General features: G+C 48.1%; 11 protein-coding genes. 3 read left to right on the forward strand and 8 right to left on the reverse strand.

Annotated elements, in window-relative coordinates:
* Window positions 1-411: 411 nt before the first annotated feature.
* Window positions 412-2499 carry a methyl-accepting chemotaxis protein gene (locus BZG78_RS09950; protein ID WP_077661102.1) on the forward strand — a complete coding sequence of 696 codons (2088 nt, stop codon included), beginning with the start codon at window positions 412-414 and terminating at the stop codon, window positions 2497-2499.
* Between the two features lie 102 nt (window positions 2500-2601).
* Here BZG78_RS09950 and BZG78_RS09955 read toward each other — a convergent pair whose 3' ends face one another.
* Complete coding sequence (locus tag BZG78_RS09955) at window positions 2602-3429, reverse strand: MalM family protein (RefSeq protein ID WP_077661103.1); 828 nt, start codon at window positions 3427-3429, stop codon at window positions 2602-2604.
* 64 nt (window positions 3430-3493) lie between these two features.
* Window positions 3494-4669, reverse strand: a complete 1176-nt coding sequence (gene lamB, locus BZG78_RS09960) for a maltoporin LamB (RefSeq protein ID WP_077461347.1) — start codon at window positions 4667-4669, stop codon at window positions 3494-3496.
* A gap of 364 nt (window positions 4670-5033) precedes the next feature.
* Here lamB and glgX point away from each other — a divergent pair, with 364 nt between their 5' ends.
* Window positions 5034-7046, forward strand: a complete 2013-nt coding sequence (gene glgX / locus BZG78_RS09965) for a glycogen debranching protein GlgX (protein ID WP_077661104.1) — start codon at window positions 5034-5036, stop codon at window positions 7044-7046.
* Window positions 7047-7127: 81 nt separating this feature from the next.
* Here glgX and malG read toward each other — a convergent pair whose 3' ends face one another.
* From malG to malE, 3 genes are all read right to left on the reverse strand, one after another.
* The gene (gene malG, locus BZG78_RS09970; RefSeq protein WP_077461349.1) at window positions 7128-8018 is read right to left on the reverse strand and encodes a maltose ABC transporter permease MalG; all 891 of its coding nucleotides are present in this window, start codon (window positions 8016-8018) and stop codon (window positions 7128-7130) included.
* Between the two features lie 11 nt (window positions 8019-8029).
* On the reverse strand, window positions 8030-9604 hold the full coding sequence (gene malF, locus BZG78_RS09975; protein WP_077661105.1) for a maltose ABC transporter permease MalF: 1575 nt from the start codon (window positions 9602-9604) through the stop codon (window positions 8030-8032).
* Between the two features lie 64 nt (window positions 9605-9668).
* A complete protein-coding gene (gene malE, locus BZG78_RS09980) occupies window positions 9669-10850 on the reverse strand; it encodes a maltose/maltodextrin ABC transporter substrate-binding protein MalE (protein WP_077661106.1) in 1182 nt (393 codons plus the stop codon).
* Window positions 10851-11349: 499 nt separating this feature from the next.
* On the opposite strand from malE, the gene malK reads away from it, so the two are divergent.
* Entirely contained in the window at window positions 11350-12477 is a 1128-nt protein-coding gene (gene malK, locus BZG78_RS09985) for a maltose/maltodextrin ABC transporter ATP-binding protein MalK (protein ID WP_077661107.1), read from the forward strand.
* A gap of 199 nt (window positions 12478-12676) precedes the next feature.
* On the opposite strand, the gene glgB is transcribed toward malK, so the two are convergent.
* The 3 genes from glgB to BZG78_RS10000 all read right to left on the reverse strand — a co-directional run bounded on the left by glgB (window position 12677) and on the right by BZG78_RS10000 (window position 19448).
* Entirely contained in the window at window positions 12677-14581 is a 1905-nt protein-coding gene (gene glgB, locus BZG78_RS09990) for a 1,4-alpha-glucan branching protein GlgB (RefSeq protein WP_077661108.1), read from the reverse strand.
* 106 nt (window positions 14582-14687) lie between these two features.
* Window positions 14688-16874 (reverse strand): 4-alpha-glucanotransferase, encoded by a 2187-nt coding sequence (gene malQ, locus BZG78_RS09995; RefSeq protein WP_077647552.1) that lies wholly within the window; start codon window positions 16872-16874, stop codon window positions 14688-14690.
* 123 nt (window positions 16875-16997) lie between these two features.
* The gene (locus BZG78_RS10000; RefSeq protein ID WP_077661109.1) at window positions 16998-19448 is read right to left on the reverse strand and encodes a glycogen/starch/alpha-glucan phosphorylase; all 2451 of its coding nucleotides are present in this window, start codon (window positions 19446-19448) and stop codon (window positions 16998-17000) included.
* Between the last annotated feature and the right edge of the window lie 103 nt (window positions 19449-19551).

Here is a 19551-nt window from a genome sequence, read left to right on the forward strand (position 1 = left end):
AGTGAAAGCTTAGTACCGCTAGCACATGCGCTAACATGCAACCTCATCCATCTGCCTACGCCCTCCTCCGTTAGTAACAAAATTGTGAATAAGCGCAGTTTCGCTTGCTGTTTTAATCCAGGTAGTGTGATCGTCGCAACGTGACAACGTCGGTCAAGACAATGTGGTGTGCGCTGGATCGGCTTAAGCTGATCGTTCAAATTAGCTCTCTCCCCCTCCTGATCTCCTCCTTATTGCAAGCGTTACAAGCGCAAATAAGGAGGATGTGCCTGTTGTCTATTTGAGCAACACTAGAAACTCTGATCGTCACCGTCGGCGCGCGTTATCTGTTGTGCCATTGCTCGCTAGCACGACACCCATCGTCACGCCGCCCGACGACCTCCGAATTTTTTCTTTGTGCGGAAAGTGATTATGAAAAAATTGCGTCACCTCTCTATCAGCCAACGAATCAGCCTAACGGCCTCTGCAATCGTGTTAGTCGGTCTGGGTTTGGTCAGCACCATCTCTCTTTCAACTCTGAATACCAGTCAATCAGCAATGTCATCTCAGGTGACAGAGAATGTGAAGCGGGATCAGGTGATAAAAATGCAGAATCGGGCAACAGCACTCAGTGAAGAGATTCATGCCTACATCGCTTCTCCGCTCGATACGGTGCGAACCATTGCTCAGATATATACGTCAGAAGCGGAGAAGAATAAGTCATCAAGGATCCTCGATCGTGATGATATTCCTAGGATCATGTATTCGATTTTGAAACGTCAGCCTGAGTGGCACAACATCTATACCGAGTGGCAAAAAAACGTCTTAGGGGCCGATGCCTTTTATTATGGCGACCCAACCAGTGCAGCGGATGGACGCTATGTACCGTCTGTATCGGTGGATGAGAACGGAGAAATGCGTCTTCAAGCCGCTCAAAACTTTTCAGAATCCAACCCTTGGTATCAGTGCCCGGTGAACACACAAAAAGATTGTATTACTGATCCAAGAACGGCTCAGATTAATGGTAAGACGCAAACGGTGTTCGATGTGACAACTCCCGTTTTTCGCTTTGATAAAACGGTTGCTATGGTGGGAAGTACGCTCAAGACCTCGCAAATCCAATCACTCTTAGCCAAACGTGCCGATAATGACGGGGAACTATTTGTTATCAGTCAAGATGGTCGGATTGTGGCTAGTACCGATCAGCACGTTCAACATGGCGCTGCGGTCTCAGGACTTTCCTCTCCTGCTTACCAACCACTTTCTAACCTTCTAAGCCAGAACGCAACAAACCAATTCAAGCAAACCGATTCGCACTTTTACGTATCGCAACCCATTGAGTTTGGCAATATGACCAAGACCTGGTCGGTGATGATTGTGACCCCTATATCTGCTGCTATGGCACCGGTGACGCAACTCAATCAAATGATGACCGAGGCCGAGACGCATATCCAAAACACCATCTATCTGGTAAGTGGTATCGTGCTGATTTTGGCGTTTATCATCATTCAAGTCGTCATCAAACGCCAATTGGCGCCGTTAACCAGTGTTGATCACTCCATTCAGGCGATTGCGCAAGGCGGTGGGGATTTAACTCAGCGTTTATCCGTCACGGGTAAAACCGAGATTGATAGTATCAAACAGTCAGTCAATCAGATGCTGGATGCGCTACAGTCGATGGTTGGCCAAATTCAGCAAGCAGGTGGACGCTTATCGGATACCTCAACGACGGCTAACCATGCGATCACCGATGCGCATCAAGCGCTGTCTGAAAATACGGAGACCTTGCATCAAGCGGCGACGGCCATGGAACAACTAACAGCAACGTCCAAAGATGTGGCAACCAACTCTGAAGCCTCCAAAGAGAAAAATGCCGCGGTGGTGTCGTCACTGAATCAATGTATGGATAATGTGACCAACAACGTAGCGCGCAATCAAACAGCGAACAATGATCTACAAAAAGCCAACAGTTTTGTCAGCGAAGTCAAAGCCAGTGGTAGCGATATTGCCGCACTACTCGATGATATTCGTGGCATTTCGGATCAAACGAACTTATTGGCGCTCAATGCCGCGATTGAGTCAGCACGCGCCGGTGAAGCTGGCCGAGGATTTGCGGTGGTCGCTGACGAGGTACGCGCGTTAGCCCAGCATTCACAAAAATCTGTCGATCAAATCGTATCGACGCTTGAAACATTCAACCAACTATTGACGGATATTGAAGCGGTTATCCAGCAAGGTGAGCGCGGTGCCGCAGAGGGTTATCAAGCGAGTGTCTCCGTTCAGCAGACCTTAAACGAGATTGTTGATTTGGTACACCAGCTCGGCGATATCAATTATCAAACCGCAGGCGCAGCCGAGGAGCAAAGTGCCGTTTCGCAGCAAGTGGCCGAAAATATCCAAGCCCTTTCACAACGTATAGAGCAAACCTTATCGCTCAGTGAGCAAGCACAAGGCGCAAACCATACACTGAACCAAGAAGCCACCACCATCCGTCAGCTGGTCGAGACGTTCAAAGTCTAATTCGGCGCTCTCTCTTGATCGCAAAAAGGGCACCATTTGCAGGTGCCCTTTTTATTTGCTGTCTAGAATCGCTATGTGATGAAACGTCACTGCAAAGCTCGATTACTGCCGATCTAACTGTGCTTTCATCGCTTCACGAAAGACTTGATCAGCGTCGGCAATACCCAATTGCTCAGCATCACGCAGCAATCCCATTGCTTTGTCGACATCGTTGTCTGCAATCGCGGTTCGAATAGCCTGATGATAAAAATTCACGCTTTCTTGTTGCGGACGTTCAGTGTTGGAGAGCACTGGCAGCACAGTAGACGGAGCATCAGTACGTGCTCCCAAAGCGGTTGCCTCAATTGAAAGCTTCCCGGTTAAAGCGCGCGGAACTTGAATATCGCCTACCTCTGGAAAGTAATTCCCTCTTCCCTCTGCGTCTAGTTTCGCTGGATGACTGACCGCCACCGTTTCATTAAGTTTATCTTTATCAGTAAAAACAACCAAGTAGAGCGCACTGTCACCTATTTGTGGATGGACTTTAATATTACCTTGCAAACGGTTTCCATCGGCTAGACGGGGCTTTAGATAAACCAAACCTTGATCATCAAGCTCAGCACGAATATCGCCAGACTGATTAATCACTTTGGCACTTGGGACAAAAACACTATCGTTTATTTCTGTCTCGATATTGACATCCAATCCATTTTTTACCATGGGTAATTCAAAAATAACGCCAGGGCTATCAATGCTATGGATATCGAGCGTTTGTGTTTGCGCGGTCACCGCTAACTTGATCTCTTGATCCATTTCTAACGGCAGTTTTTTCGCTTGTTGAATCTGCGTCACTGCCTTTCCTATAGGTGCAACCTGATATTGGTCATCAACGATCGTCGAGCACCCATTAAGTAATAATAACCCAGAAATAAGTAACACTTTCTTATTCATATAAAACACCTAAAAAAATAGCCGACAATTGTCGGCTATGAAAAAAAGACAGTTTAAAAAAGGCTTACCACCAAGCTTCCAATTGCACACCAGTTACGAACTCTGAGTCACCTTTGTCACCAAACGTATCTCCCTCTTCATCCGTTATATACGTACCGTAGAAGCGGATCTCAGGACGCGACCAGAAGCTGTCACCCATTGCCCATGCTTGAGCTAAAGTAAACTTGTGGCCTCCTTGGTCTGCTCCTTGATTTTCGCCATCAAAGAAGCCGACCTCACCGATGGTGCGCATCGTATCGTTCCACTTATAAACAGGGCGCACGACTGCAGTGAACATATCAGAGTCACCCTCACCATCGGTCAAATCCGAGCCATTATGATAAGAAAGCTGATGTCCGAGTTCCATTGACGACCCAATATTCATCACACCCCAGTTGATAATACGATAGCCTTGCGCATCGTTTTTATCGTCTGAACCACGGTTGTACCACGCACCAGAGCCAAAACCAGCAATCTGATCACCGTATCCTGCAGAGCCATATTGCAGTATTGTTTGGTTGAAGCCGTTATCCATATTCTGATGCACAATACCGGTTAGCATAATGCCATCATCAGCTACTTCCGTTTGATCATCTTTTTCTGTCGCAAAGTTATAGGCAGTAGCGAGCTCAAGGCTAGCGTCTTCCCACAAGCCAATATTGGCTAAACGTGCATCAAAAATATAGCCTGAAGACTGATCATTTTCTCCATCTTGAACAAAAGCTAAGGAAAGTTTTTGGTCGCCCAATGAAATATTTTCGATACCACCACCGGTACCTGACGTATTCAAGAAATAGAAGTCAGTAATGTGGATGTCTTTACGTTGATAATAACGCTTACCCGCCCAGATAACGGCTTCAGGGTCAGATGCAATCACCCCTTTGGCTTGGACATTAAATTGCGCGACATTAATCTCGCTATCTTCCCAACCACTTTGACCTTTATCACTAGAGGCAATCATCGATTCCAGCTTCCATGATTGCTCTCCGGTTTGAAGCTCCTCTGAAAAGCCGAACTCGTAATAGTTGTCGTCTTCATTACCCAAACGACCAACTTTATTCTTTTCAAAAGCACTATCACCCGCGCCATTGCCACCGATAGCAGCACCAGCACGTGCATAGCCATTAAAGTCGACAGCAAACGCTGAGGTAGCGGTGACAGCAGTCGCGACAGCCGCCGCAATTAAACTTACTTTTCTCATACCTTACTCCATAATGGGCCTTTTTTACGTGTCTCTTCACACCGGCAGTGGGTAGTGGGAAAAGACAATGTGTCCAAGGCTTAGCTTTCTTCGTTATCCTGGAATTATCCTATCCCTGAGCGGTCATTTTGGCGTCATCCGGCCGTGCGATTTCAGGGGGAGGAGGAGAAAGGATGAGTGAGAGCCAATTATCTAAACTTGTCGAGCGGGGTCACTGAACGAGGGCGTAATTGGTAATTATTTTTCGCTAAACAGGCCTACAAAACGTCGACATGATCACTATTAATAGATTTATTCTTAAAGGCATGAAACTTAATTACATACTGGGCAATCATCATAAATGTGACATCAGATTGAATTGTTTATGATTAAAAGCTCTAATGGCAGCGAGTCTAATTTAATGGTGTTATTTATGTCGATTTGTTTTCCTGCTCCTTATTCATTAGGGGCTCAGTTATACGGCTCAGGTTGTCGATTTACTTTGTACGCACCAGACCAGGACTGCGTGCATTTATTGCTGTGGCATCAAGGGCACCAACCTCAGCGGCTCGCCATGCGCGAATACAAACGTGGTTATTGGACAAAAGAGGTCGCTGATGTGGTTGCAGGGCAAGATTACAGTTTTGAAATCTCACATAATGGCCAAACATGGTGCGTGGCCGATCCGTATGCGCAAGCGGTGATTGGCCCTTTAAGCTATCAGCCTCCTTATACACCATCGCAAAGTACATTACTGGCGCGCTGCCAAGTTGTGGATCATGCGCCATTTGATTGGCAAGGCGTGTCATCCCCTCAGCGTCCAATGTGCGACACTGTGATTTTTGAAACTCATGTTAAAGGGCTGACTCAGCAGCACCCGGATGTGGACCCGACGGAAAAAGGGCGTTACTTGGGTTTAATCTCACCAGCGATGTTGGCGTTTTACCAACAACATCACATTAATTGCCTGCAACTGCTTCCTATCACCGCCTGCTTACCCGAGCCGCATTTACTCAGCCAGCAAAAAACCAATTATTGGGGCTATAACCCTTATGTTTGGATGGCCCCGGATCCGCGTTATGCCGAAAAGGACGCGGTTAATGAGTTGAAAACAGCAATACGCGAGCTACATCGTCACGATATTGAGGTGATTTTAGACGTGGTATTTAATCATACCGCGGAAGGTGGCGACGGTGGACCCATACTGCATTTTAAAGCGATCGACCAGGCAATGTATCTCCAGGATAACCAACAGCTGCGCAATTATACCGGTTGTGGCAATACCCTTGATTTACACCACCCTGCCTCGCTAAAACTGGTGCTCGACACCTTGCGTATGTGGGTCACCCACTATCACGTGGATGGGTTTCGATTCGATCTCGCCGCCACTATGGGGCGAGACGGCGAGGCTTTTCATCCACACAGTGCCTTTTTCCACGCTATTGCCCAAGACCCCATCCTTTCTACCGTCAAACTGATTGCTGAACCTTGGGATATTGGCCCCAATGGTTACCAGTTAGGCCAGTTCCCAGCAAATTGGGCCGAGTGTAACGATAAAATCCGCGATACCACCCGCAGTGTATGGCGTGGCGATCCAGGCAAGTTACAAGATTTTGCTACTCGTCTTATGGGATCGCGTGACTTTTTCAGTGCCAGCCACTGGCCCGATCATTTGCCGATTAACTATGTCACCTATCATGACGGTTTTACCCTGCAAGATATGGTCAGTTACGCCAAACGACATAACCACGCGAACGGTGAGAATAACCGAGATGGTCACGGTGACAACCGCTCTGCGAACTATGGCATCGAAGGACCGACAGACGATCCCACAATCATGGCTGTTAGGGAGCAGCAAAAGCGTAATATGATCGCGAGTATTTTGTTCTCATTGGGCACCCCGCATATTCTGACCGCGGATCTCATCAGTCACTCGCAACAAGGCAATAACAATGCCTATTGCCAAGATAACCCCACGAGTTGGCTAAACTGGCAAACGCAGAATCACGCTTGGTCAAATTGGTTTGCTACCATGATTGCGCGTCGCAACGCTATTGTGCCGCGCTTTATTGATGCATTGAGTGGCACACAGCGCCATTTAAATCAGATTGCGTGGCGCCATTCGAATGGCGATCCGATTCAAGATCACCAATGGCCAAACCTGCAAGCGCTCAGCTGTCAGATCACGCTCGGCGCGCATCACCCTGACGCGGGTCAATCCATGCTTATAGCCATTAATATCAGCGACACCGCCCAAGCATTACGGCTACCGAGTGATCACCAATGGCGCATTGTCTGTGATACGGCGACCGATGAGACGACTGTCACTGCACCAGAAGCATTCCAACGCTTGGCAGCAAAGAGCTTTTTAGTCTGTATTGACGGTGATTGGCTTTAACACAATATCCTCGACAGTAAAAAGGCAGCTATTATCAGCTGCCTTTTACGTGGTTCTTAACAATCAATGGTGGGTTGAGGGTTACCCTTTCACGCCACCTGCGGTCAAACCACCCACTAACCAACGTTGTGCTAACAAGAAGACACCGGTAATCGGTACTGCTGACAGCACGGCTGCCGCCGCGAAGTCGCCCCACAGATAGTTTTGCGGATACAAGTACTGCTGCATCCCTACCGCCAAGGTATAAGAATCGACATCCGATAACAGAATCGAAGCCACCGGTACCTCACCCACGGCCATAATAAATGCCAGAATAAAGACCACCGCCAAGATTGGTACTGAGAGCGGAAGTAGTACCAGCCTAAAGGCTTGCCATGGCGTGGCCCCATCCAAAGCCGCAGCCTCTTCGAGGGAACCGTCAATGCTTTCAAAGTACCCTTTAATGGTCCAGACATGCAACGCAATCCCGCCTAAATAGGCAAAGATCAAGCCGCCATGAGTGTTGAGCCCTAAAAATGGAATGTACTGACCTAACTTATCAAACAAGGCGTAGATAGCCACCAATGCCAGCACTGCCGGGAACATTTGGAAGATCATCATTGCATCGAGGATAGTCTGCTTACCTTTAAACCGCATACGGGCAAAGGCGTATGCCGAGGTGGTAGACAGCACTACAATAAATAACGAAGTAATGCCTGCAACCTTCACCGAGTTCCATAACCACAATAAGACGGGGAATGGTGGAGGAGTGACTGTGCCATCCGGATTAGTCACCGAGAAACCCAGTGCTAACTTCCAGTGCTCCAGTGACGGATTTTTCGGGATCAAACTCCCGGTAGCGAAATTACCCTCACGGAAGGAAATCGCAATAATCATTAACAGCGGGAATAAAATCAGCGCCAAAAATAAGCACAGGCCAATATGGGTTGCCCAGACGCGATATTTTAAGGATTTACCTTGTACCATTGCCATATTAAATATCCTTACTGCGTGTTTTTATGTGCCAAGCGCAGATTCACCAGAGCTAAAGCGCCAACTAAAATGAAAATCAGCGTCGCAATTGCACTCGCCAAACCAAAATCCTGACCGCCACTGCCTTCAAACGCAATTCGGTAGGTGTAACTGACCAGCAAGTCGGTATAACCGGCCGGTTCAGATGTACCAATTCGACTCGGTCCACCCTCTGTCAGCAACATAATCATCACAAAGTTATTGAAGTTAAACGCAAAGGCTGCAATCAGCAGAGGCGTGAGAGGCTTGATCATCATCGGCAATGTGATGCGGGTAAAGTTTTGGATGAAATTCGCGCCGTCAATGGCCGATGCCTCATAGAGATCATCCGGAATGGCCTTAAGCAAGCCCATACAAAGAATCATCATATAAGGAAAGCCCAGCCAAGTATTGACCGTTATCACCATACTTCTGGCCATTACAGGATCTGAGAACCAATTAGGACTGATCCCAAACAGAGCCTCTAATACCATGTTGATTTCACCGAAGCTTTGATTATACAAACCGCGGAAAATCAAAATCGAAATAAACGCTGGCACCGCATAAGGCAGAATAAGAAGTAGACGATAAATAGACTTACCCTTCAACTCTTCCCACTGCACAAGGCTGGCAAGAGTCAAACCAATAATAAGTGAAAAGCCTACCGATAAAACAGAAAAGACAATCGTCCAAATAAAGATGCCAATAAAGGGCTCTTTAATCCCATCATCCGTCCATACACGCTCAAAGTTATCGGTACCAATTTGGACGATATACCCTGGTGAAATGGTATCGCCCACAAATTCGCCGGCATCGTTAACCGCTTGGTAATAACCGATCTCATCATTTGGCTTGAGTGTTTCACCGGTTTGGTTATTGATCAGTGTACGACCATCATCTTGCAGGCTGTAAAGCGGTTGAATGGCAGCAAACTTCCTTAAACCGCTCATCCGAATGATTTGATCATCGCTGCGTTTAAGTTCGAGAGCGCTGAGTGCGTCTCGATTTTGGATCACCGCTCGTAATGTCGCTTTTTCGCCCGAGATACTGTCGACTGGCGTTAACGCCAGTGTTTGGGCTGGAAGGGCTGCAAAGTCAAACGGTTTGGTGGCGTAGCGAGCCTCCGGCATCTCCACCACAAGACGCGCGCCTTTATCCGTTTGGTAAAGAGAAAACGGATAGCTATCACCACCTTGGAAGGTTCGCTCTAGCAATACCGACTGAGCGCGTTCGAAAGATAACTGGTTGGAGGCACTATAATTGGTAAGTGAAAGCCCCACGGTGTATACCAATGGGAAAATGATGAAAAGAATCATTCCCGCGATACCTGGATAAATGTATCGATGGGCATATGTCTTTTTACTACCAAAAATGTACAGCGCTAACGCGGTTAACACCACGGTTAACAGGGCAAAAGCAGTTTCACCACGCGAATACATTAAAACGGTGGCATAACCGTTAATAATAGCCACAGAGGCCAACAGCGCCCATTTGATGAACGCTTTTGTGCTGCTGGGCAAAGAAGAGCCTGACGTTGTCATAGCTTGAGAACCTTGGACTGACTGCATAAGGAACGCTACTCACTTAATTCTGAAGTATGCAGGGAGGACGCATCCCCCCTGCAGATAGAGCTTATTTAACCATCTGTTTTTCTGCGTCGTTAAGAGCAGCTTCAACGCTTTGACGGTCATCAACCACGTTGATAATTGCGTTTTTGGCTGCCGCCCAGAACGCGTTCATTTGCGGAATGTTTGGCATTACCTCGCCATGCTTAGCGTTTTCCATCGTTGCCGCAATGCGCAGATCTTTAGCAAGTTCAGCTTGATAAGCATTTAACGCCACCGCACCCAGAGGCTTATCCGCATTCACGGTTGATAGGCCTTCATTGGTCAGCAAATAGTTTTCAAGAAACTCGACGGCGAGTGCCTTGTTTGGCGACGCGGTGCTAATACCGGCACTTAACACGCCAACAAAGGGCTTAGAGGCTTCACCTTGGAAAGTTGGTAAGGTAGCCACACCATAATTAATGCCTGACTTCTCAACGTTCCCCCACGACCATGGGCCATTGATGGTCATCGCTGTGTCACCCTTGTTAAACGCAGCTTCAGAAACGGAATAATCCATATCAGAAGAAATCACGCCATCTTTGACCATCTGCTTCATGAAGTTCAGTGCATCGTGAACCCCTTTATTATTGATGCCCGCATCTTTGACATCATAACCCGTTGCGGTTTGTTTAAACGCATAGCCGCCATCAGCCGCCATTAGTGGCCAAGTAAAGTAGGGTTCTTTTAAGTTCCACATGATAGCCGATTTGCCTTGCTCTTTGAGCTTGGCATCTATCGCAACCACGTCTTGCCACGTTTCTGGCGGGTTAGGGACGAGATCTTTGTTGTAGATAAGAGACAGTGACTCCACGGCCACCGGATAACCGACGTATTTGCCTTTGTATTTGACCGCATCCCAAGCAAAATCGACCATGCCGTCTTTTAAACGATCCGACGGACGGATTTCTGTCAATAAGCCTGACTCGGCATAGCCACCGAAACGATCATGCGCCCAAAAAACGATATCTGGGCCATCACCCGTTGATGCGGTTTGCGGGAACTTGTCTTGCAGGCCATCAGGGTGAACCACGGTTACAGGAATGCCCGTGTCTTGTTCAAAACGGTCACCCACTTCGGCAAGGCCGTTATAACCTTTGTCACCATTAATCCAAATGGTCAGCTGGCCTTCTTCGATATTCGCATTTGCACCAAATGAGCCAAGTGCAATCAGGGTACCGAGGGCAACAGCGCTAAGTGATTTATTCATCTTTCTATCCTTCTTCTACTGAGGTGTAGCACGATTCCATGGAGGATGAGCTGTGTTTCAGGCTCTATCATGGGTAATTCCTCTTCATTCCTCATCATCCTGGTCTCTACGCCCTACACCTATGCGAGCGAATTCGTGATCCATATCGCTCGTCACTAATGATGCGGCTCACAAAAATAAACTGAACGTGATCAAGTTCAACTAATTAACTCAGATTTTTGTGAAGTACGCCCTCAAATTATTTTAGGTAGGAGAAAATCCTCCTCCCCGCCTACTCCCCCTGTAATAATTGATGATAGGAGGATGCAGGGCTAGCGCAGATAAGACACACTGAGTCTCATCAAAAAAAGCATGAGTGGTATTTTCCCTAGTGTGGCTAATTAATCATCAACGAACGTTAAACAAAAGCGGTAACGCTTATAACGACCCACATTGATAACATAACCACGTATCATGCAAATTGAGCCGAATTAATGAAAAGCGATTGAGGGCGAGCGACATGGCAAGTGTCACGTTTAAAAACGTTTGTAAAGCGTATGACAACGATGTAATGATTTCTAAAAACGTTGACCTAGAGATTAAAGATGGCGAATTTGTCGTCTTTGTCGGTCCTTCTGGTTGCGGTAAATCCACCTTATTGCGCTGTGTTGCCGGGTTGGAAGATATTACGTCGGGCGACCTTTACATTGATGATCAGCGAGTAAATGATATTGAGCCATCTAAACGTGGCGTCGGCATGGTGTTCCAATCCTATGCCCTTTATCCCCACTTAAACCTCTATGACAATATGTCATTTGGTTTAAAGCTGGCAAAAGCCAATAAGGCTGAGGTAGATAAACGCGTGCATCAAGCGGCGGAAATTTTGCAACTTGGTCACTTATTAGATAGACAACCAAAATCCCTGTCGGGCGGCCAACGTCAGCGCGTCGCCATTGGCCGTACCCTAGTGTCTCAACCACAGGTTTTTCTACTTGATGAACCCTTATCGAATCTCGATGCGGGGTTACGGGTGCAGATGCGTGCACAAATCACCAAGTTACAACGTCAGCTTGGCTGTACCATGATTTATGTGACACACGATCAGATCGAAGCGATGACCATGGCCGATAAAATTGTGGTGCTAGATGAGGGCCGTGTCGCGCAAGTGGGCAAACCGCTTGAGCTATACCACTACCCACAAAACCGCTTTGTGGCCTCGTTTATTGGCTCCCCAAAAATGAATTTCATGAGCGTATTCATCGCAGATGTTGAGCCGACTCGGGTCAAAGTGCAGCTAAGTGAGGGGGCCAGTTTCTGGATACCAGTCGATGGCAAAACCGTCACCCGCGGTGATCGTATGTCGCTAGGCATTCGCCCAGAGCATTTAATCGCCGCCAAAGACGGTGATGCCAAAATCGAAGGGGAAGCGACCATCGTTGAGAAGTTGGGTAACGAGACGCAAATTTATCTCAACCTAGAAAGTGCCGATGCGGATGTGATCTATCGCCAACTCGATACGGTTGAGATTGAGCCCGGCGAGAAGTACGCAATTGGTATTCCCGCTCACCGCTGTCACTTATTCCACAGCGACGGCCGCGCGTGCAAGCGTCTACACCGTGAAAACGGCGTGACCTTCGTTGACGAATAAGATGCGGCATAAAACGGCGCTTCAAAGATAACAATTAGGCAGGCATACGCGGCCTTTTTTGATGGTTTCAACCTAAAACAAGGCGGTAAGCGGTGCAGTAAACATAGCGTTGCGGTCTGCGCGAGGCGACAAATAAAAACGCACCAAGGATTAACTTGGTGCGTTCCTCATTGGGTCGTCTAGCGTGGTTTGAAGTTGTTCACCCTTGCCAGCGATAAAAAACCGTGGCTAACGGTGGCAAATTGAGCGTCAGTGATTGGGGTTGCTCATGTGCTGATATTTTATCCGTACTCACTACTTGGTAAACCGGATAGCCACTGCCCCAAAATGCCTCATCATCGGAGTTTAATACCAGTTGATAGTCGCCACTCATCGGTACACCTAGCTGAAGGCCATCACGTGGTACAGGCGTGAAATTACTCACCACCAGCACTCGCGAGCCATCATCGCCCAACCGCTCATGGGCCATGATACTGATATCTGCCGCATCTTTGACTCGCCATTCAAACCCTGTCGGATCACAATCGAGTCGGTACAATGCTGGCGTCGACACATAAAGAGCATTGAGGGCTTTCACCAGAGCTTGAACACCTTGGTGGCGTTCATACTGCAACCAGTGCCACTCAAGTTGACTATCGTGATCCCACTCTGCTGTTTGACCAATCTCCGCCCCCATAAAATTCAGTTTTTTTCCGGGTTGACCATACATATAGCTCAAATAGGCGCGTAAATTAGCCGTTTGTTGCCACTCATCGCCAGGCATTTTGCCCATCAGAGAGCCTTTACCATAGACCACTTCGTCATGCGATAGCGGTAACACATAGTTCTCACTAAACGCATAAACTAATGGGAAGGTCAGCGTATCGTGATGATAGCGTCGATGCACCGGTGCTTCACGGATATAACTTAAGCTGTCATGCATCCAGCCCATATTCCATTTGAATCCGAACCCAAGTCCTCCCATATACGTGGGCGCAGACACACCAGGAAATGTGGTGGACTCTTCAGCAATCGTCATCGCATTGGGAAAATAGTGATAAACCGACTCGTTCATCCATTTTAGTGTCGCAATCGCGTCGTAATTCTCGTTTCCACCGTCAGCGTTGGGGAGCCATTGGTCATGCTCACGCGAATAATCGAGATAGAGCATCGACGCGACGGCATCCACGCGTAGACCATCAATGTGAAATTGATCGAGCCAATACAGCGCATTATTCACTAGAAAACGGCGCACATGATCTTTACCCATATCGTAGAGATGGCAGTGCCAATCATTATGCCAACCGCGACGCGAATCAGGATCGTGATATAAAGGCGTGCCATCAAAGTACGCAAGCCCATGATCATCGGTGGGAAAATGCCCCGGCACCCAATCAAGGATCACGCCAATCCCTGCCTGATGGCATTGGTCGACAAAATACTTAAAATCATCCGGCGATCCGTAGCGGCTGGTCGGTGCAAAAAGCCCTATGGGTTGATATCCCCACGACCCATAAAAAGGGTGCTCACTGACCGGCATTAGCTCCACATGGGTATAGCCCATATCAACCAGATACGGCACTAAGCGCACAGCAAGGTCGCGATAGCCCAGCATTTGGCCATTTTCATCATGTTGCCACGAGCCAAGATGTAACTCATAAAACGACAAGGCTTGTTGATGCTTTGCGGTTATGGGTCGTTGCTGCCACTGATGATCGTTCCATTGATAAACAGACTGATCATAAGTCAGTGACGCAAACGAGGGATAAGGCTCAGCGTACGCCCCGTAAGGATCGGCTTTATGGGGTAAACCCTGTCCGTCAGGACCGGTTAAGGCGTATTTATAGCGTTGGTGTGTGCCAAGGTTGGCAATAAACCCGACCCAAAAGCCATCTTCAATGGGCGTCATCAAGGCGGTATCAGCTTGCCATTGGTTCCAATCGCCAATCACGCTGACCGATTGCGCATGAGGGGCAAAGACAATAAAACGCACGCCTTCAATAGGCTCACCGTTAACCGGCAAGGTCATAGGATGCGCACCCATGAGCTGATGCGCATAGCGAGGATTGTACAAGGCCGCGAGATCGATGTCGTAGTGATCGGGGTGCGTATAATATGGTGTCATCGAGGAAGAGGAATGTGACACAGAAGGGTCCTTATAGAAAAACGCTCCATCCCATATGTGTTGGCTAGCACTAAGGATAGAGCGTGGTCGCGTGGTGATCAGGCGATCAAACGGATAGACGACTCGCGTGTAAGCGTACCCGCGAAAGATCCTTCGCCAGTTGATTTAACTCTTCGCGGCTAAACAACGTATCTAGGTTCACAGAGAGTTTACGTCGCCAGTTAGGATACTCATCAACCGTACCAGGGATATTAACTGGCTTGTCCATTTCTAACCAATCTTCAAGCTGCACACTCAACAGCGCAGATTGGCCGGCTGCGACATGCAATTGTAGTGCGCGACACAAATAGCCATCCATCGGCACATAACGTGCATCTGCCCCTACACCTTCCGGCAACATGCCATGCCAACGAACACTGTCTAAGATCCCTTGTTTCGCTTTTAAGCGATCATCAAACAACTGCTGAAGCTGTGCTTCGTCCGGATACAAGCCCAGCTCTTGACCCATTTTTAAGTCATCACAATGCCAAAATCCCCGAATGGTTGGCATATCATGAGTGGAAAGTGTTGCCATCGCTTGCTCGGTATAATGGGCCGGTGAAATAAATCCACCATCTTCCTCTGACGTTTCAAAGAAGAACACTTTATAAGAATGCACACCCGCATCGCTCAGCAACGCACCAATTTCGTCAGGCACCGTGCCTAAATCTTCACCAATCACACTGCATTGATGACGGTGTGATTCAAGTGCCAAAATAGCAAGCATGTCTTTTACTGGGTAATATAAATACGCGCCTTCGCTGGCGTTCTTGCCTTTCGGAATCCACCATAAACGCAACAGACCTAGCACATGGTCAATCCTTAATGCACCACAGTGACGCATATTGGCACGCAACAGTTCAATATAAGCATGATAACCCGAAGCTTGCAGCGCTTGTGGATCAAACGGTGGTAAGCCCCAATTTTGTCCTCGCGGCCCCAACATATCGGGTGGCGCGCCAACACTGGCGTCAAGCACGAGTGGCGAGTTATCTGACCATGTTTCACTTCCCGCATCTGAAACACCCACCGCCAAGTCGCGATATAAACCGAGCGCCATGCCTTGTTCTTCGGCGATCGCTTGTGCCTCTTCGATTTGGATTTGAGCAATCCACTGTAAATACATATACAGCTGGATGTCATCATGGTGCTGTTCAATAAAAGCTTGCGTCGCTGCATTCTCATAGCGACGGTACTTTTCTGGGAACACCGGCCAGCCCCACATATTCTCGTCGTCTGCGCGCAAGTGTTGATGCAATGCATCAAAGGTCGCTTGCTGTTTTAAGCTGTCACCACCTTGCTCAATAAAGTCTAAGAAAGCGCGGCCACGATGCGTCTGTTGCAGCAACTCCCGCTGTTTAAACTCCTCAAACAGTAACGGCAATACCGCCATCTTCAATGCGGCAACTTCACTATAATCGACCCAATGGGTATCACGTACGGCCTGTAATCGACGTTGAAACGCGGCACTGCCCACCAGTTGCTGCGCTTTGGCGCTCAATGAAAACTCTCGCACCGCGCTGACATCGATATACAAAAGATTAAGCCAGCGACGCGATGACGGGCTATAAGGACTCGCGGCTTCAGGATTGGCAGGGAAAAGCGCATGAATGGGGTTCAGACCAACAAAATCTGCCCCGCGTGACGCCAATTCACTGACCAACTGTTTGAGATCGCCAAAATCACCGATGCCCCAATTATGTGGAGTGCGTAAGGTGTAGAGCTGAATACTCGGCCCCCACATTTTTTTGTGCGCATTCAGTTCAGGTTGTTTATAGCACTGAGAAGGCGCCATAATTAACGTCATCTGATAGGGAGATTTGCGGCGCTTTCGGTTTACAAAGAGACGGTGGTAGCCCCAAGGTAGAGCGCACGGTAAGCTAAAAACGAGCGGGCCACCCTCACTGCGTTCATCGCGAATAATTTGTGACTGAAGATAACCTTCAAAGCACTCGCCCTGTTCGGTTTCCAAACGCCAACTAAAATCACTGTCTCTGGCACTGGTGCCAAGGTAAAGCGCAATTTCAACCGGTTCGTTGTCTTGCACCACCTGTACGGGGGCAAGCACATCCGTTTTATGTTTTCTCTCCGCTGATGCCAACAACGCATCATCATGACGTGTGTCATAGCCAAGTGACGTTAATAAATCATGTAAGGTACTGTCTGGCACCGCCGCTTCTGTGCCCCAAGCACTGATATAACGGTCGGCAAGATTCGCCATGTGTGCGACTGTCTTTAATGCAGATTCTTTCATCGCTTTCTCCGAGGGGTCTGCCCCCTTCTTTTATTGGGCAATATTGTTGTCATTATTATCAGGTGGCAAGGCGAATCCCTTGCCACCTATCAGGTTGTTAACCCGTTATATTGCAATTAGCAATTAGCGTTTGATCGCTTTTAGCTGCCAAATATTATTAACATAATCACGGATGGAACGGTCAGAGCTAAACTTACCAACCAGCGCGGTGTTAAGAATGGCTTTGCGTGCCCACTGCGACATGTCTCGATAATCACGATCAATGTCATTGTGTGCGCGGACATAATCAGCAAAGTCAGCCAAACATAAGTACGGGTCACCACTTGTCATCACGCTGTCAAAGACAGGGCGCAGCAAACCAGGCTGCCCTGGCGTGAAGGTTTCATCCAATAGGCTATCTAAAGCGGCTTTTAGAAGCGGTTGATTTTGGTACGCTGTTTCGGGTTGATAGCCTTTTTGGCGTAATTCGGTGACACCATCAACATCTAAGCCAAAGATATAGATATTATCGTCACCCACTTCTTCACGGATCTCGACGTTAGCGCCATCCATGGTACCAATGGTCAAGGCACCGTTAAGGGCCATTTTCATATTACCCGTGCCCGACGCTTCTTTACCGGCCATTGAGATTTGCTCTGACACATCGGCGGCTGGAATGATAATTTCTGCCATGCTTACGCGGTAGTCTGGAATAAACACCACTTTAAGCTTATCGCCAACGCGTGGATCGTTATTGATCGTTTCGGCCACCTTGTTGATAGCGAAAATGATCGATTTTGCCAGTTCATAACCTGGGGCTGCTTTAGCGGCAAAAAAGACAACACGCGGCGCCATGTTAAAGTTTGGCTCGTTGAGCAAGCGCTGATAGAGCGAAATCACATGCAATAGATTTAAGTGCTGACGCTTATATTCGTGTAGACGCTTGATCTGAACATCGAAAATCGCATCGGTGTTAAGCGTGATATCGAGGTTGGATTTTACCCAGTCAGCAAGGCGCTGTTTATTGCGCTTCTTGACCGCCATGAAGGTTTTCTGAAAATCAGCGTCGTCAGCATATTGTGCAACCTGCTCGAGTTGCTCAAGCTGTGCTGGCCACTGCTCGCCAATTTTTTCACTGATCAAGTTTGATAAATCAGGATTACAGAATTTCAACCAACGACGCGGTGTAATGCCGTTTGTCACATTTTGAATGCGACCTGGATAAAGCGCATCAAACTCAGGGAATAAATCACGTTTAACCAACTGTGAGTGCAAGGCCGCGACACCGTTGACAGCATAAGAGCCAATCACACACAGATTCGCCATGCGCACCATGCGTTCACCTTGATCATCGATCACGGATAACACTTGCTGTTTGCGCACATCACCAGGCCACTTTTGCTCCACGTCTTGTAAGAAACGATGGTTGATCTCGAAAATGATCTCCATATGGCGAGGAAGAAGCTCTGCCATGAGCGATTCACTCCACGTTTCAAGCGCTTCAGGTAATAACGTATGATTCGTGTAAGCGAAGGTACGGCTAGCAATGGCCCACGCTTCATCCCAACCTAAGCGATAATCATCTAGCAACACACGCATCAGTTCCGGAATGGCGATCGTTGGGTGAGTATCGTTAAGCTGAATGGTTTCATACTCCGGCAACGCCGCCAACGCATGTCCTGCTTCCAAGTGACGGCGAAGGATGTCACCCACTGAGGCGGCGCTATGGAAGTACTGCTGCATTAAACGCAGCGTCTTGCCCGCATCATGATTATCGTTGGGGTAAAGGACTTTAGTCAGGTTACCCGCATCAATATCAGCTTGCTGCGCATGGGTGTACTCGCCCGCATTAAAAGCATCAAGCGCGAACGGTGTCAGTGCTCGACCTTCCCACAAACGCAATGGATAAACGGTGTTACTTTGGTAACCGACAATGGGTAAGTCCCAAGGCATTGCCTGGATTTTCAAGCTAGGCACCCATTGACGATAGGTATGCCCCGCTTCCTCAACAACCTCAACATGGCCATAAAAACCAATGGTTTGAGTCAGGTCCGGACGGACGACTTCCCAAGGGTAGCCTTCTGGCTCACGCCATGCATCAGGCGCTTCTTGCTGCGCCCCTTGATCGAAAGATTGGCGGAAAAGGCCATATTCGTAGTGTAAGCCATAGCCAACTGCTGGATATTGCTGTGCCGCGAGTGAATCCATAAAGCAAGCGGCGAGACGCCCAAGCCCACCGTTGCCGAGTGACGGGTCACGCTCTTGCTCTAATAAGTCGGTAAGACCCAGACCGAGTTCACCAACGGCCTCAGCAATCACATCGTATAAACCCATGCTAATCAGGTTGTTGCCCGTCAAGCGGCCAATGAGAAATTCAAGAGATAAATAGTTAACGCTTTTTGCCTGTTTGATCGCTTGATCGTTTTCAGTCGCCACCAAGTCGCCTGTTGTGTGCTCAGCCAATGCACGCCCTAAGGCAAGGTACCAATCGCGTTGTTGAGCGGTTTCAGGTGCGTGACCTAGCTGGGTCAAGTGTTGGACCATGCTGATTTTAAACGCACTTTTATCAAAGGCATGTTGCTGTTTTGGGGTCATGTCATAACTCTCAATAATGGAATGAAACCTTGATGGCTATTCATCCTGCCCAACTCGAGAGTAACAAACATCCTCCCACTCACAGTGACGGAAAGGAGGAGAT

Origin of the sequence: Salinivibrio sp. MA351 (assembly GCF_001996065.1) — a bacterium.
Taxonomy (GTDB): domain Bacteria; phylum Pseudomonadota; class Gammaproteobacteria; order Enterobacterales; family Vibrionaceae; genus Salinivibrio; species Salinivibrio costicola.